Origin of the sequence: Streptomyces sp. NPDC048496, from assembly GCF_043200055.1 — a bacterium.
In the GTDB taxonomy this organism is placed as follows: Bacteria; Actinomycetota; Actinomycetes; order Streptomycetales; family Streptomycetaceae; genus Streptomyces.
The window spans coordinates 1-14,944 of record NZ_JBICXB010000009.1; the positions used below are offsets into that span (position 1 = coordinate 1).

14 protein-coding genes and 1 pseudogene are annotated in these 14,944 nt (G+C 71.3%); 11 read left to right on the top strand and 4 right to left on the bottom strand.

Annotated elements, in window-relative coordinates; translation table 11 throughout:
- Window positions 1-944 (bottom strand): DUF4184 family protein (locus ACGFSA_RS12125; protein ID WP_393303192.1); only part of this gene is annotated, 944 nt, incomplete at its 3' end.
- Between the two features lie 209 nt (window positions 945-1,153).
- Between ACGFSA_RS12125 and ACGFSA_RS12130 the strand changes: the two genes are divergently transcribed.
- The 3 genes from ACGFSA_RS12130 (at window position 1,154) to ACGFSA_RS12140 (ending at window position 4,157) form a co-directional block, all read left to right on the top strand.
- Window positions 1,154-2,845, top strand: coding sequence for a lytic transglycosylase domain-containing protein (locus tag ACGFSA_RS12130; RefSeq protein WP_393303194.1), 1,692 nt, complete (start codon window positions 1,154-1,156; stop codon window positions 2,843-2,845).
- Between the two features lie 151 nt (window positions 2,846-2,996).
- Entirely contained in the window at window positions 2,997-3,134 is a 138-nt protein-coding gene (locus ACGFSA_RS12135) for an SPW_0924 family protein (protein WP_266986840.1), read from the top strand.
- 12 nt (window positions 3,135-3,146) lie between these two features.
- A complete protein-coding gene (locus ACGFSA_RS12140; RefSeq protein ID WP_393303196.1) occupies window positions 3,147-4,157 on the top strand; it encodes a DUF3068 domain-containing protein in 1,011 nt (336 codons plus the stop codon).
- On the opposite strand, the gene hrpB is transcribed toward ACGFSA_RS12140, so the two are convergent.
- A complete protein-coding gene (hrpB, locus tag ACGFSA_RS12145; RefSeq protein ID WP_393303198.1) occupies window positions 4,144-6,642 on the bottom strand; it encodes an ATP-dependent helicase HrpB in 2,499 nt (832 codons plus the stop codon). The genes ACGFSA_RS12140 and hrpB overlap by 14 nt on opposite strands.
- A 458-nt stretch (window positions 6,643-7,100) precedes the next feature.
- Window positions 7,101-7,913 carry a class I SAM-dependent methyltransferase gene (locus ACGFSA_RS12150; protein ID WP_393303200.1) on the bottom strand — a complete coding sequence of 271 codons (813 nt, stop codon included), beginning with the start codon at window positions 7,911-7,913 and terminating at the stop codon, window positions 7,101-7,103.
- 397 nt (window positions 7,914-8,310) lie between these two features.
- Here ACGFSA_RS12150 and rpsA point away from each other — a divergent pair, with 397 nt between their 5' ends.
- The 5 genes from rpsA (at window position 8,311) to ACGFSA_RS12175 (ending at window position 12,181) form a co-directional block, all read left to right on the top strand.
- A complete protein-coding gene (gene rpsA, locus ACGFSA_RS12155) occupies window positions 8,311-9,819 on the top strand; it encodes a 30S ribosomal protein S1 (RefSeq protein WP_266986848.1) in 1,509 nt (502 codons plus the stop codon).
- 78 nt (window positions 9,820-9,897) lie between these two features.
- On the top strand, window positions 9,898-10,020 hold the full coding sequence (locus ACGFSA_RS12160) for a hypothetical protein (RefSeq protein ID WP_393303203.1): 123 nt from the start codon (window positions 9,898-9,900) through the stop codon (window positions 10,018-10,020).
- An 83-nt stretch (window positions 10,021-10,103) separates the two neighbouring features.
- On the top strand, window positions 10,104-11,042 hold the full coding sequence (locus tag ACGFSA_RS12165; RefSeq protein ID WP_393303205.1) for a PAC2 family protein: 939 nt from the start codon (window positions 10,104-10,106) through the stop codon (window positions 11,040-11,042).
- Window positions 11,043-11,106: 64 nt separating this feature from the next.
- Entirely contained in the window at window positions 11,107-11,721 is a 615-nt protein-coding gene (coaE, locus tag ACGFSA_RS12170; protein ID WP_393303207.1) for a dephospho-CoA kinase, read from the top strand.
- A 91-nt stretch (window positions 11,722-11,812) separates the two neighbouring features.
- A complete protein-coding gene (locus ACGFSA_RS12175) occupies window positions 11,813-12,181 on the top strand; it encodes a tetratricopeptide repeat protein (protein WP_393303209.1) in 369 nt (122 codons plus the stop codon).
- A 202-nt stretch (window positions 12,182-12,383) separates the two neighbouring features.
- Here ACGFSA_RS12175 and ACGFSA_RS12180 read toward each other — a convergent pair whose 3' ends face one another.
- A complete protein-coding gene (locus tag ACGFSA_RS12180; protein ID WP_393303211.1) occupies window positions 12,384-12,662 on the bottom strand; it encodes a DUF6343 family protein in 279 nt (92 codons plus the stop codon).
- A 75-nt stretch (window positions 12,663-12,737) separates the two neighbouring features.
- Between ACGFSA_RS12180 and ACGFSA_RS12185 the strand changes: the two genes are divergently transcribed.
- The 3 genes and pseudogenes from ACGFSA_RS12185 (at window position 12,738) to ACGFSA_RS12195 (ending at window position 14,890) form a co-directional block, all read left to right on the top strand.
- Window positions 12,738-13,856, top strand: coding sequence for an ADP-ribosylglycohydrolase family protein (locus tag ACGFSA_RS12185; protein ID WP_393303213.1), 1,119 nt, complete (start codon window positions 12,738-12,740; stop codon window positions 13,854-13,856).
- A gap of 95 nt (window positions 13,857-13,951) precedes the next feature.
- Window positions 13,952-14,290: pseudogene (locus ACGFSA_RS12190) on the top strand (SAM-dependent methyltransferase); the annotation flags it as partial.
- A 156-nt stretch (window positions 14,291-14,446) separates the two neighbouring features.
- Window positions 14,447-14,890: a DoxX family protein gene (locus tag ACGFSA_RS12195; protein ID WP_393303215.1), complete on the top strand. Its 444-nt coding sequence runs from the start codon at window positions 14,447-14,449 to the stop codon at window positions 14,888-14,890.
- The last annotated feature ends 54 nt before the right edge of the window (window positions 14,891-14,944 follow it).

A 14,944-nucleotide genomic window follows, 5' to 3' on the forward strand; every position in this document is an offset into this window, starting at 1 on the left:
CCCTCCTGGCCACCTGGACCGGCGCCTGCTCCATATGCGGCCAACCTGCCCCGACACCCGAACCCCACCACAGAACCTAACAAAGCCCTACTAGCTACCAGGTCCGTCCGGCGGCCGGGATTTTCGGCCCCGGTGGGCGGCCGGTTCTGCCTCCGTTCCCGGAGGCGGATCCACACCCCGTACAGCACCAGTCCGACGGCGAGGCCGGCTCCGGCGCCGAAGCAGGCGGTGGGGATGATGTCCAGTGGTGTGTCGATGTGCCCGAAGTGCGCGTACCAGCGGGCGCACCGGTGGACGATGCCGAGCAGCGCGCAGAGGCTCAGCAGGGCGCCCGCGTACCACCGGTCCCGGTGGTCGAGGACGGGTACGGACGGCGGGGCGGGCCGGGTTCCGGTCCGCCGCAGCCCCGACACGGTGAACCAGGCGAGGACGGTCAGCGCCACGGCCGAACTGCCGTACTGCACAAGCTGGAACACCGGAAAGCCGCCGACGCTCTCGCCCAGTACCGGTACCAGCCGGGTGCCCCACCGGTCGTGATGGGTGAACGCGTCCCACACCACATGGCTGCCCGCCCCGAGGACCGCCGACAGCACGAACCACGCACCGTCGCGCACCGCCCACGGGCCGCGCCGTTCTCCGCGTACGAAGGTGTGCACGCGCCCCTGCCGGCGCTGCGGGAGCAGTGCCACCAGTGGTTCGCACAGCAGCAGCCACAGGGCCACCACGGCCGCGGTGATCAGGACATCCACCGTGAACACGCCCCATACCGCGTGGGTGACCGCTCCGAACTCCATCGCCCCCGGGATCGCCGTGTCCGCGTAGTACGTCATGTCGGGGGCGAACGAACCGGCGACGAGCGCCGAGGCGAGGAGCGGTCCGCGCGCGGTGCCGTTCCGGCGGATCACCGGGAGGACGGCGGCAGCGTGGCTCAGCGTGAACGGCATGGCGGCAAGTATGCGTGAGCATGACGGCGCTGATCCGGTGTTCTTGCGATGCACAGGCGACGCCCGTCGTACAACTTGCGGTCCACAACGTGAAATACCGGTAAGAAGCGGTCAGGTCACTGTGTTCGAGCGGCACAAGTTGCCGTAGGGTCGCCTGAGTCCTTGCGCTGGGGAGCGCGGGCAGCCGTCGACGGGGAGGGACCAGACGTATGGCAGCGCAATTCGGCCGTCGACTGCGCCGGGGGGCGACCACCACTGCGGTGGCCGCAGTTGCTGTGGCGGCGCTCGCCGCCTCGCAAGGCCCCGGTGCGGTACTCGCATCGGCCGGCGGCGACACCGGTGGTGACCAGCCGGCCGCCGGTTCCACATCGTCCGACGACCCCGTGGCCACCGGTAACTCGCCGTACTACACGGACCTGCCCCCGCTGGTCAGCCCCAACAAGCCCGGTACGTCGACGAACCTGCCGATCACCGGCAGTGCGCAATCGGGCATACCGGCTTCGGTTCTGGCCGCGTACAAGAAGGCCGAGCGGTCTCTCGCGGACACCGACGCGGCCTGCCGGCTGCCGTGGCAGCTCCTCGCCGCGATCGGGAAGGTCGAGTCCGGCCAGGCCCGCGGCGGCCGGGTCGATGCGAACGGCACCACGTTCTCCCCGATTCTCGGTCCGGTCCTCAACGGTCAGGGCTTCGCCATGATCAAGGACACCGACAACGGGGCGTACGACGGGGATTCGACGCACGATCGTGCGGTCGGCCCGATGCAGTTCATCCCGTCGACGTGGGCGACGTGGGGCCAGGACGGCAACGGCGACGGCCGCAAGGACCCCAACAACATCTACGACGCGGCGCTCGCCGCCGGGCACTATCTCTGCGCCGGGTCGCGCGACCTGGCGGTGGCGGCCGATCTCGACCGGGCGGTCCTCAGCTACAACCACTCGAACGAATACCTCCGTACGGTCCGTTCCTGGTTCGACTACTACAGGCGCGGCACGCACGAGGTCCCCGACGGCAGCGGCGTCGTCCCGCCGCCCCTCGGCGGTGGTACGGACCCGAGCCCGAACCCCGGCACGTCGCCGTCGCCGACCCCGCCCCCGAGCCGAAAGCCGGACCCGAAGCCGGACCCGAAGCCGGATCCGAAGCCGGACCCGAAGCCTTCGAAGCCGGGGGGCGGTTCGACGAGCCCCGAGCCGAGTCCCAAGCCGACACCGGGGCAGACCCTCGGCGCCGTGGAGAACGCGGGAACCGGCAAGCTGACCGCCACCGCGGGCGACGCGTTCGCCGAACGGATCAAGGTGCGGGCGAAGAACAGTCTGGGCGGCCCGCTCGCCAAGGTGTCCGTCACATTCACCATCGCCGGTGACACCGACGCCCGCTTCGAGGGCGGGAAGAGCTCGGTCACCCTGGCCACCGGTGCCGACGGCACGGTGACGGCTCCGGTGCTGCAAGCGGGCGAGAAGACGGGCCGGTTCATGGTCCGGGCCATCGCCACCGGACGTTCGCTGCCGGCTGTCCTGTACACCGCGACCGTGACGGCCCGGCAGGCCGACGAGATCGCCAGGACCGACGGCAAGGCACTGACCGCCGCCCCCGGCGCCGAGTTCGCCGACACCGTCGCGGTCAAGGCGACATACCGGGGTGCGGTCGCGTCCGGTGTCGCCGTCACCGCGACGATGATCACCGACGGTGACGCGCCGGTGGAGAACGACAAGGGCCCGTACTTCAAGGACGCGGACGGCAACACGGTCCGCACCCTGACGGACCTGAAGACCGGCGCCGACGGCACGCTGACGCTCCCGAAGATCTACGCCGACGACGCCACGGGCACGTACAGGCTCCGCCTGACCACCGAGGGCGGCGCCACCGTCGTCATCGAGCTCGACGTCGAGGCGCCCGCCGCCTGACGCAGCCCCGGACCCGTACCGCGTCCTCAAGCAGCCCCTGTGCCACCACCCGGCACAGGGGCTGCTTCACGTGTTCTCATCTCGCGTCTCCATTGCTACGGTGCCCCAATCCTGACGCTCCGTCAGATCTTTGCTCTCCGGGAGGCCGAGCATGCGTGCCGTCATCGCCGCCGCCATCGGGCTGGCCGCGGCCCTCGCCCTCGTGTTCACGGTCACCGCGATCGGCGCACCACCCGGCGAGACCTCGCCCAAGCCCCTGCTGACCACCGTCCCCGGACCCAAGAAGTAGAGGGAGGGCGCCATGCGCCGCCGAGCCGGACTCGTACTCCTGGCCTTCGCCGTCTTCTTCGCCGCCCTGTCGCCACTGCTGCGCTGGTACGCCTTCCCGAGGCTGGCGAAGATCCCGCCGAGCCAGTACCAGGAGATGGTTCTGGAGGCGAAGCCCGCCACGCTCCTCGACTCCAACGACGGCATGAAGGTCAAGCAGGTCCCCAAGGTCACCATCGTGCAGACCCTCAAGGGAAATGTGGAGGAGTCCGAGAAGATCGAGCGCAGCGCCGGCCGCGACGTCGTCGTCTGGGACACCCTCAGCTACGTGGCCGACCCGAACGGCGCGATGGTCTCGCAGATCCCCGAGCGCTACATCTTCGACGCGCACAGCCAGGCCCCCGTCCACGCCACCGGCGAGAGCGTCGACGGCGACCCCGTCGAGCGTGGGGGCATCGAGTTCAAATGGCCGTTCCTCACCGAGAAACGCGACTACGAGTACTTCGACGCCCAGACCCGCACCAGCTCGCCGATCCACTACAGGGGCACCCGGACGTTCCGCGGCATGGACGTCTACTACTTCGAGCAGACGATTCCGTGGACCCAGGTCCCGATGCCGAAGAAGATGCCCATCGAGGGCGTGACCGCCGCGCAGGTCGCCAGGACGGGCATGACCCGCTGGTACACCACCAAGCGGATGTTCTGGGTCGACCCGGTCACCGGCGCGCCCGTCAACGGCGAGGAGATCCACAAGGAGGAGTTGCGCAACGCGAAGGCGATGGGAATGCCCGAGGACACGGTCACCGCGTTCGCCGGACACGTGAAGATGCGCGAGGACTACATCGAGTCCACCGTCGCACTGGTCTCGTCCCAGCGTGTGCTGATCCTGCTGCTCACCTCGTACCTGCCCCGGGGATTCCTGATCCTTGCCGCCGGTCTGCTGGCGCTCGCGCTGTGGCTGGAGGCACGGTCCCGGCGGCCGGGCGGCCGGGAGCCGGAGGCGGCGAGCACAGCCACCCCGGATCCGGCGCCTACTCCCGCCTGAGCCGCGCCGAGGTGTACCGGGTCGCCGTGACCGTCGTCGGGTCCTCCGGCCACGGATGCTTCGGATAGCGGCCGCGCAGCTCCGCCCGCACCGCCCGGTATCCGTCCTGCCAGAACGACGCCAGATCGGCGGTGACCGCCGCCGGGCGGCCGGCGGGGGAGAGCAGGTGCACGAGGACCGGCACCCCGGCCACCTCCGGTGTCTCGGTGAGACCGAACAGCTCCTGGAGCTTCACCGCGAGCACGGGCTGCGCCCCGCCGTACTCGACCCGGATCCGGGACCCGCTCGGCACCTCGATCCGCTCGGGCGCCAGTTCGTCCAGCCGGGCCGCCTCGCCCGTCGCCCACGGCAGGAGCCGCCGCAACGCCTGCCCGGCGTCGATGCGGGCCAGGTCGGAGCGGCGGCGGGCCCGTGACAGCTCGGGCTCCAGCCATTCCTCGGTACGCGACAGGAGCGCGACGTCCGACACATCGGGCCACGGGACCCCCAGCTCCCGGTGCAGGAAGGTGAGCCGCTCGCGCAGCTGCTCGGTCTCCCGGGTCCAGCGCAGCAGGCCGAGCCCCTCGCGCCGCAACCCGTCGACGAGCGCTGCCCGCACCAGTGCGGGGTCCGGCTGCTTCAGCGCGCGCACGGACAGTTCGACAGCGCCCAGGCGTTCCACGGAGCGGGCCACCACGTCCTGGCCGTCCCACCTGACCTCCTCGCCCGCGAACCGCAGATGCCCGGCGGCCGGCCGCGCCGTGTCCTCGTCGATGACGGCTGCGAGCCGCACCCGTGCGGACGCCGCGTGCGCCGGGCGGTCAGCGACCGCGACGGCCAGCCAGGGTGCGCTGCGCAGCCGCGAGCCGTCCCGCAGCTCCGCGCCCGTCCCCGACGCCATCAGGAACGTTCCTTCGCCGCGGGCTCGCGCCACCCGCTCCGGGAACGCCAGCGCGGCGACCAGGCCGACGGCGGCATCATCCGTGCCGGAACCCTCGCGGGCGCCTTCCAGGGACGACGACAGCCGCCGTACCTCCTGCCGCCAGCGCGCCGCGTAGCCGTCGCCGCCCCGCCGGGCGGTACGCAGCGCCACCGCCAGGTCGTCCCCGTACTCGCGCGGCGGCTCCTCGCTCAGCAGCGCCACCACCTCCGCCGCCCGGCGCCCGCCCACCTCGGCCGCGCCGTCCAGCAGCGCGCGGGCGAGCCGAGGGTGCAGGCCGAGCCGTGACATCCGTACGCCCCGGTCGGTCACCCGGCCGACCGCGTCCACCGCGCCGACGGCCGTCAGGACCTCGCGGGCCGCCCCCATCGCACCGGCGGGCGGCGGGTCGAGCAGCGCCAGCCCCGACGCGTCCGGATCGCCCCAGCAGGCCGCCTGCAGGGCGAACGCCGCCAGATCGGCCACCTTGATCTCCGGTGACGGGAACCGGGCGAGCCGCCCGTCCGCCGCCTGTTCCCAGCACCGGTACACCGCGCCCGGCGCCTCACGCCCCGCCCGGCCCGCCCGCTGCCTCCCGGTGGCCTGCGAGGCCCGCACGGTCGTCAGCGCACTCAGCCCGCGGGCATGATCGGTACGCGGCTCCCTGGCCAGGCCCGAGTCGACGACGATCCGCACCCCCGGCACCGTCAGTGACGACTCCGCGACGGAGGTCGCCAGCACCACCCGGCGCCGCTCGGACGAGCCCGCCAGCACCGCGTCCTGCACCGCCGCCGGTGCCCGCCCGTGCACCTGCAGCACCTCCGCGGGCACCCCCGCCAGCTGTCCCGCCACGCGGCCGATCTCACCGACCCCGGGCAGGAAGCACAGCACGTCGCCGTCCCGCTCGGCGAGCGCCCGGCGCACCACCGAGGCGACATGCGTCAGCAGAGCCGGGTCGACCCGCATCCCGTGCGGCGGCCCGACCGGCCTCACCGGCGGCGCCCACACCACCTCCACCGGGTGCGACACGCCCTGCGCCTCGACCACCGGCGCATCGCCGAGCAGCCGCGCCCACCCCTCCGCGTCCGTCGTCGCCGACGCGGCGACCAGCCGCAGGTCGGGCCGGATCGCCTCCCGTACGTCGAGGAGGAAGGCGGCGACCGTGTCCGCGTCCAGATGCCGTTCATGACACTCGTCGATGATCACCGCATCGACCCCGGCGAGCTCCTGGTCGCGCTGGAGCCGTTGCAGGAGCACACCGGTGGTCACCACCTCCACCACCGTGTCGCGCCCCACCGCACGCTCCCCGCGGACCGTGAACCCCACACGCTCCCCGGTCTGCTCCCCGAGGAGCCACGCCATGCGCCTGGCCGCCGCGCGGGCCGCGATCCGGCGCGGTTCAGCGACCACCACGCGGCGCGCGGGGCCGCCGCCGACCAGGCCGGCGAGGATCAGCGGGACCAGCGTCGTCTTGCCGGTGCCGGGCGGTGCGCAGAGCACCGCGACACCCCGGTCGTCGAGCGCCTGCCGGAGCGCGGGCACGGCGGTACGGACGGGCAGCCGCTCGAGGGCGTCGGTACGGATCACGCCCCCAGTGTCGTACGACGGGTGCCCGGACCCGTACGTCGGGAGCGGCCGGTCGCGTACGACCAGGGCTCAGAGCCTGTCGGGCGACCTCTGATCGGGCGGTCACGGCGTGGCACGCACGCTTCCGGCGTTGCCGAAATGCCCTAGTAGCTCCGCTACGAGGCCATCCCGGCGCCTTGGAATCGCACGCACCACGCCGCGTCCGCTCTCCGATCGAAGGTCACCCGACAGGCTCTCAGCCGTGCCGGCCGGAGCTCATGGCCTCCCCCCGCGGTAGGGAGTGGGCTCCCGGCGCCCTGCGACTGCTCCCCCAAGCTCTCGGCTTCGCTCGAGCAGGGAGGCGCCCCCTTCGGCGGTGTCGTCGGTCACCGACGCTCCGCGTCGACTCCCTGCTCCGCCTCGCCATCGAAGCCGCATGACGCCGCTCGCCCATCCACTCCCTGTCGCGGGGGAGGCCGTCAGTCCCGTACGCAGACGAAGATCGCCGTGCCCGGGATCAGGTTTCCGCGCAGCGGGGACCAGCCGCCCCACTCCTGGTGGTTCCAGTCGGGCCATTCCGGCTCGACCAGGTCGACCAGACGGAACCCGCCGGCCACCACGTCCCGCACCCGGTCGCCCACGGTCCGGTGGTGCTCGACGTACACGGCGTTGCCCTGCTCGTCCTGCTCGACGTACGGGGTGCGGTCGAAGTAGGAGGCCGCGACGGACAGGCCCTCGGGCCCAGGCTCGTCCGGGAACGCCCAGCGGATCGGATGCGTCACCGAGAAGACCCAGCGGCCCCCCGGGCGCAGGACCCGGTGCACCTCGCGGAAGACCTGTACGGGGTCGGCGACGAACGGCACCGCGCCATACGCGGAGCAGGCCAGGTCGAAGGAGCCGTCCCGGAACGGCAGCTTCCCGGCGTCCGCCTCCACCAGGGGCACCTCGTCGCCGATCCGCAGCGCGTGCTGGAGCTGGCGGTGGGACAGGTCGAGGGCGACGGGACGGGCACCCTGGGCGGCCAGCCAGCGCGAGCACTGCGCCGCGCCCGCACCGATCTCCAGGACGTCCAGGCCGCTCAGCGACTCCGCGGGGCCGAGCAGGCCGGCCTCGGCCTCGTCGAGACCCTCCGGGCCCCAGACGAAACGGTCGTCGCCGAGAAAGGCGCCGTGGTCGCTCTGGTACTCGTCGGCGTTCCGGTCCCACCAGCCGCGACTTGCCCGGCTGCTCTCCGCTTCGCCGGCGCTGCGGCGGGTCGCTTCCGGTTCGGTGGTGTAGCTCTCTTGGCTCATCGTGTCCGTCGTTGTAGTTTGCCTTCACCCCACCGCACGCGGTGCGTACCTGGGGATACCTGTGAGTACGGAACCGTACTCACGCGACACGGCCGGGACCGATGTGGCCTCGGGGAACATGAATTGTGCCGGGTATGGGCCCTTGTGTCCCCCGTGTGCGCCTTCGCGCATTGACCCTGCCCGGCTGCCCCCGTATGCTACAAGTTGCGCTGCGAGCCTGCGCGCCTCAGACCTAGCAGGCCGCGCTTGCGTCTGTTGTATGTCCCCTCGGTTCACGAGGCGCCTCCCGCTCACCGGGTCGGGCGCTTCCTCGGCTGTCCGGCTTCTGCAGAGGCGATACGGGCTCTCGGCGTAGCAGTACCTACGACTCACTGTCCGTACCGGAGCCCTTTCCCACATGACGAGCAGCACCGAGACCACCGCCACCACTCCGCAGGTTGCGGTCAACGACATCGGCGACGCGGACGCGTTCCTCGCGGCGATCGACGAGACGATCAAGTACTTCAACGACGGCGACATCGTTGACGGTGTCATCGTCAAGGTTGACCGGGACGAGGTTCTCCTCGACATCGGTTACAAGACCGAAGGTGTCATCCCGAGCCGCGAGCTCTCGATCAAGCACGACGTCGACCCGAACGAGGTCGTCAAGGTCGGCGACGAGATCGAGGCCCTGGTTCTCCAGAAGGAGGACAAGGAAGGCCGCCTGATCCTCTCGAAGAAGCGCGCTCAGTACGAGCGTGCCTGGGGCACCATCGAGAAGATCAAGGAAGAAGACGGCATCGTCACCGGTACCGTCATCGAGGTCGTCAAGGGTGGTCTCATCCTCGACATCGGCCTCCGCGGCTTCCTCCCGGCGTCGCTCGTCGAGATGCGTCGTGTCCGCGACCTCCAGCCCTACGTGGGCAAGGAGCTCGAGGCCAAGATCATCGAGCTGGACAAGAACCGCAACAACGTGGTCCTGTCCCGCCGTGCCTGGCTCGAGCAGACCCAGAGCGAGGTCCGTCAGACCTTCCTCACGACCCTGCAGAAGGGCCAGGTCCGCTCCGGCGTCGTCTCCTCGATCGTCAACTTCGGTGCCTTCGTGGACCTCGGTGGCGTCGACGGTCTCGTGCACGTCTCCGAGCTCTCCTGGAAGCACATCGACCACCCCTCCGAGGTTGTCGAGGTCGGCCAGGAAGTCACCGTCGAGGTTCTCGACGTCGACATGGACCGCGAGCGCGTCTCGCTGTCGCTCAAGGCGACGCAGGAAGACCCGTGGCAGCAGTTCGCCCGTACGCACCAGATCGGGCAGGTCGTTCCCGGTAAGGTCACGAAGCTCGTTCCGTTCGGTGCGTTCGTGCGCGTCGACGAGGGCATCGAGGGTCTGGTCCACATCTCCGAGCTGGCCGAGCGCCACGTGGAGATCCCGGAGCAGGTCGTCCAGGTCAACGACGAGATCTTCGTCAAGGTCATCGACATCGACCTCGAGCGCCGTCGCATCAGCCTCTCGCTGAAGCAGGCCAACGAGGCGTTCGGCGCCGACGCCGCCTCGGTCGAGTTCGACCCGACCCTGTACGGCATGGCCGCGTCCTACGACGACCAGGGCAACTACATCTACCCCGAGGGCTTCGACCCCGAGACCAACGACTGGCTCGAGGGCTACGAGACCCAGCGCGAGGCGTGGGAGACGCAGTACGCCGAGGCGCAGGAGCGCTTCGAGCAGCACCGCGCCCAGGTCATCAAGTCCCGCGAGGCCGACGAGGCCGCTGCTGCCGAGGGCGCTGCCGCCCCGGCCGGTGGCGCCCCGGCTGCCTCCGGTGCCGGCGGCGGTTCGTACTCCTCGGAGTCCGCGGACACGTCCGGCGCGCTGGCGTCGGACGAGGCCCTGGCTGCCCTGCGCGAGAAGCTGGCGGGCGGCCAGAGCTGACGCTCTGACCCTCCGGCCGGTCATCGGCTGCAGTAGTTGACGGTGAGGCCCGCTCCCTTCGGGGAGCGGGCCTCACTCGTGTCCGGGGTCCGGTTCCACTTCGCCGCTGACTGCCTCGGCCACACCGGTGCCTGGCAGCACGGAGCGTTCACCTACGCACGGCAGGCGGTCACCGCACTCCACGCCTGTGTTCTGGCGTGACCACCCTGTGAAAGGGCACAGGCCGGGAATGCCTGTGCCCCGCCGGGCGTTCTTCCCCAGGAACACGAGGAGGAGCGGTAACCGTGCCTGATCCGCAGAGTTTGTACGAATGGGAGCCGAAGGGCCTGGCCGTCGTCGACATGGCGCTCGCCCAGGAGTCGGCCGGCCTGGTCATGCTCTACCACTTGGAGGGGTACATCGACGCGGGTGAGACCGGCGAGCAGATCGTGGACGGCCTCCTCGAGACACTGCCGCACCAGGTCGTGGCCCGCTTCGACCACGACCGGCTCGTCGACTACCGCGCACGGCGCCCGCTGCTGACCTTCCGGCGTGACCGCTGGGCGGCGTACGAGACCCCGACGCTGGACGTCCGGGTGGTCCAGGACGCCACCGGGGCGCCCTTCCTGCTGCTCTCCGGGCCCGAGCCGGACGTGGAGTGGGAGAGGTTCGCCTCCGCCGTCGAGCAGATCGTCGAGCGGCTGGGGGTGCGTCTCGCCGTCAACTTCCACGGCATCCCGATGGGCGTCCCGCACACCCGGCCGGTCGGCATCACGCCGCACGGCAACCGCACGGACCTGATGCCCGGCCACCGCAGCCCCTTCGACGAGGCGCAGGTCCCCGGCTCCGCCGAGGCACTGGTGGAGTACCGGCTGATGGAGGCCGGACACGACGTCCTCGGCGTCGCCGCCCATGTGCCGCACTACGTCGCCCGCTCCGCGTACCCGGACGCCGCGCTGACCGCACTGGAGGCGATCACGGCCGCGACCGGCCTGGTTCTGCCGGCCATCGCGCACTCCCTGCGCACGGAGGCCCACCGCACGCAGACGGAGATCGACCGCCAGATCGACCAGGGAGACGAGGAGCTCGTCTCGCTCGTCGAGGGGCTTGAGCACCAGTACGACGCGCTCGCGGGCTCCGAGACGCGCGGCAACCTGGTCGCGGAACCGGTCGATCTGCCGTCCGCCGACGAGATCGGCCTCGAATTCGAACGGTTCCTCGCCGAGCGGGAGGGCGACGGCTGACCGCCGGCCCGGACGGTGTGACCGGGCCATGACCGCGCCCGCAGGCGGCGCTAATCTCTCGACCATGCTGAAAGTGGGCCTGACCGGCGGAATCGGCGCCGGCAAGAGCGAAGTGTCACGACTGCTCGTCTCGTACGGAGCGGTACTGATCGACGCCGACCGGATCGCGCGCGAGGTCGTCGAGCCCGGAACCCCCGGACTCGCGGCCGTCGTCGAGGCCTTCGGTGACGGCGTCCTCACCGCCGACGGCACCCTGGACCGGCCGAAGCTCGGCTCCATCGTCTTCTCCGACGCCGGCCGGCTCGCCACGCTCAACGCGATCGTCCACCCGCTGGTCGGCGCCCGCTCCGCCGAACTGGAGCGGGCTGCGGGCCCCGACTCCGTCGTCGTCCACGACGTCCCCCTCCTTACCGAGAACGGACTCGCCCCGCTCTACGACCTGGTCGTCGTCGTGGACGCAGCCCCCGGGACCCAGCTCGACCGGCTCGTCCGGCTGCGCGGCATGACGGAGACCGAGGCCCGCGCCCGGATGGCCGCGCAGGCCACCCGCGAGCAGCGACGGGCCGTCGCCGATCTGATCGTCGACAACGACGGACCGCTGGAGGCGCTGGAGCCACAGGTCCGCAAGGTCTGGGAGGAACTGACACAGCGGGCCGCTGCCGCCTCCGGACGGGACTGACACGGCGGGCCGCCGCGGGCCGGTCGACCGACCGGAATACCGGCACCCGGCCGGACGTTGGAAACGGGTTGACGACGGGAAGGATGCGACCGTGCCCGAGAGGACCCCGGAAACCCATGTCATCGACTTCCGCGCGGCCGAAGGCCTGCTGGCCGCGCGCGACCCGCGGGGCGCGGTCAAACTGCTGGACTCGGTGATCGCGGCCCATCCGGAGAACACGGCCGCCCGTCTGCTGCGCGCACGCGCCTTCTTCGCCGCCGCCCAACTGCGCCCGGCCGAGCTGGAATTCGAACTCGTCCTCGAGCGCGAACCGGACAACGCGTTCGCGCACTTCGCGCTGGCCCGTACCTCCCAGCGCTCCGGCCGTTCAGAACAGGCCGTGCGTCACTTCCGGCTGGCCGCCGCACTCGACCCGAACCCGGAGTATCTGCGGGCGGCCCGCTTCGGCACGGACGGCTGACGCCACGGTCCCGTCCATGAGGATCACGGCTCTCAGGGCGGGCCCTACGCGGCTTCGATCGGGGCCGGATCCGGTTCCGTGGAGCGGTGATGCAGGCGCGCCCGTACGCGGGCCGGGGCTGTGCGGCATCGACGTCTGCCCCTACCGACCTGCCCCAGATTCCTGTCCCTGATGACTGAGCCCCCGCGCCGGGACCCGGAGCTCAGTGCCCGTACCGGCCGCGTCCACCGTGATCCGGTTCGTACGGGGGGATGTTGCGGCCCGGCTGGTAGTGCGGCCCCTGGTGGATGTGGTGGACGATCACTGCCAGATCCACCAGTGTCAGCAGCAGGAGCAGACCGCAGGCCGCGGCCCAACCCGGGCGGTCGACCAGGCTGAAGGCTGTCAGGCCGAAGACCGCCCAGGCCATGCCCCATAGACTCAGGCACAGCCGCAGGCGCAGCGGGCTACGTGCGGTCATCGGTTCATTACCGGTACGCATGGTGATCGCCTCTCCTCCCAGGATGGACCCGCGGCGGCGGTTTTGAGTAACGACGACAGAATGTGGGGGACCGCCGTGAACGGCACACCATGGGGGCACAGCGCCACCCGCCGGGCCCGGGTCCGCGGGTCGCTGCTCGGCGGTGCGATCGGGGACGCCCTGGGAAACCCGGTGGAATTCCTGTCGCTCGCCGGTATCCGCCGGGCATACGGGGAGCGCGGCGTCCGGGAACCTGTCGCGGACGGGGACGGGGTCGTCGGCCGGGTCACCGACGACACGCAGATGACCCTGTTCACCGCGGAAGGGCTGATCAGGGCGCACTCCCGGGCCATGTCGAAGGGGATGGGCGGCGCCGAGACCGCGATGGTCCGCAACGCCTATCTGCGCTGGCTCGACACCCAGAACCATCCGGCACCGCCCGCCCGCGGCGGGGACGACCCCGTACGGACCGGGTGGCTGCGGCAGCAGCGCTTCCTGTACGCCCGCCGGGCCCCCGGCAACGCCTGCCTCACCGGACTCGCGGCCGGCCACATCCCGGACCCGACGGGACCGATCGGCCTGCCGGGTCCGGTCAACGCCGGGTCCAAGGGATGCGGCACGGTGATGCGGTCCGCGCCCTTCGGCCTGATCGGCGAGGGAGCGGCGACCGGCTTCGCGCTCGCCGCCCGCTGTGCCCGGATCACCCATGGGCACCCGACCGGTGCGTTCGCCGCCGGGGCCCTCGCCGCGATCATCGCCCATCTGCTGGAGGGCGACTCGATGGCGGGCGCCGTGCTGCGCGCCATGGAGCTGCTGGCCCGCCACCCGGGGCACGAGGAGACGACGGCGGCGCTGCGCGCAGCCGTCGACCTGGCCGCGCAGGGGGCGCCGACCGCCGAGAAGGTGGAGTCGCTGGGGGCGGGCTGGGTGGCCGAGGAGGCCCTCGCCATCGCCGTGTACTGCGCACTGGTGCTGCCCGGCGCCGACGAGGTGGCCCAGTCGCTGTTGCTCTCGGTCAACCACTCGGGCGACAGCGACTCCACCGGCTCGGTCTGCGGCAATCTGCTCGGCGCCCACCACGGGGACGTGCAACTCCCGTCTTCCTGGCTCGTGCTGACGGAGGGGCGGGCCGTGATCGCCGAGCTGGCGGATGATCTGTGCCTGGAGTTCGAGCAGGCGGTGGCGTGGCCGCAGGAGCGCTATCCGGTGTGCTGACGGACACCGGGCGGCGAGGAGCCCGGCGCGGGTGGGCGCCGTGTGCCGGGAACCGGGCCCAACGGCCGTTCGTTCGGATGGATATGAGCGGACGACGGGTGCGCGACGGAATGCTGCGCGTCTGCCGACGGCACGTCAGGGATGGTGGCGTCGTGCTGCTGCAACGTGAGGGCATCGACTACCACACCGATCTGCCGCGGGAGCGTGTCGACGCGTCCGGCTGCATCGTACGGATCGTCTCGGCGGACCCCGTCGGCGACGAGGTGATGGCGGTACGCCTGGAGTACGTCTTCGACGATGCGCGATGGACCCAGACCTTTCTGTCGCGCCGGCTGACGAAGGAACAGTTCGAGGGGCATCTGGAGGCGGCGGGACTGACCGTGGACCGGTATCTCACGGCTGACGGGGTGTGGGTGCGGGCCCTGCCCGCGTAGGACCTTTCGTTTGGATCATGCCGGGCTCGCGGGGGCTGATCCGGCCTGATCCAAACGAAAGACCCCAGGGCGGGGGAGATGCGATGAGTTTCGGACGGCGGCGGGGTCTACCCCTGTGTACGCGACACCACGCGACGCTTCTTCGAGGAGACCCCGATGTCCGAGATCAAGACGGCGACGTACTCGACGACCGCTGACGCCACGACGGAGAACACGGCACGCAGCCGCGGCGCGGTCGCGCTGACCGTCGCGCGGGTCGTACTCGCCCTGTTCTTCGCCTTCAGCGCGTTCGCCAAGCTGATCGCCCATGAAACCGCGGTCGATTCCTTCGACCGCATGGGCTGGAGCCATGGTGCGATGTACCTCATCGGCGCCCTGGAGATGGCGGGCGCCATCGCCCTGCTGGTTCCCCTGCTGTCCGGCGTCGCGGCGATGGCCTTCGCCGGACTGCTGGCCGGCGCCTCCATCGTCCAACTGACGCTGCTCGACCCGGTGAACGCGATCATGCCCGCACTGCTCATCGGGCTGGTCGTCCTGATCGCCCGGGAGCAGCGGGACAGAACGGCACGGCTGGTCGCGCTCATCCGCAGGCGTGCGTAGGCCGAGCGGACCTCCGTACGTCCACTGCCGCAGCCCGGCACCGAACAGCGTCCC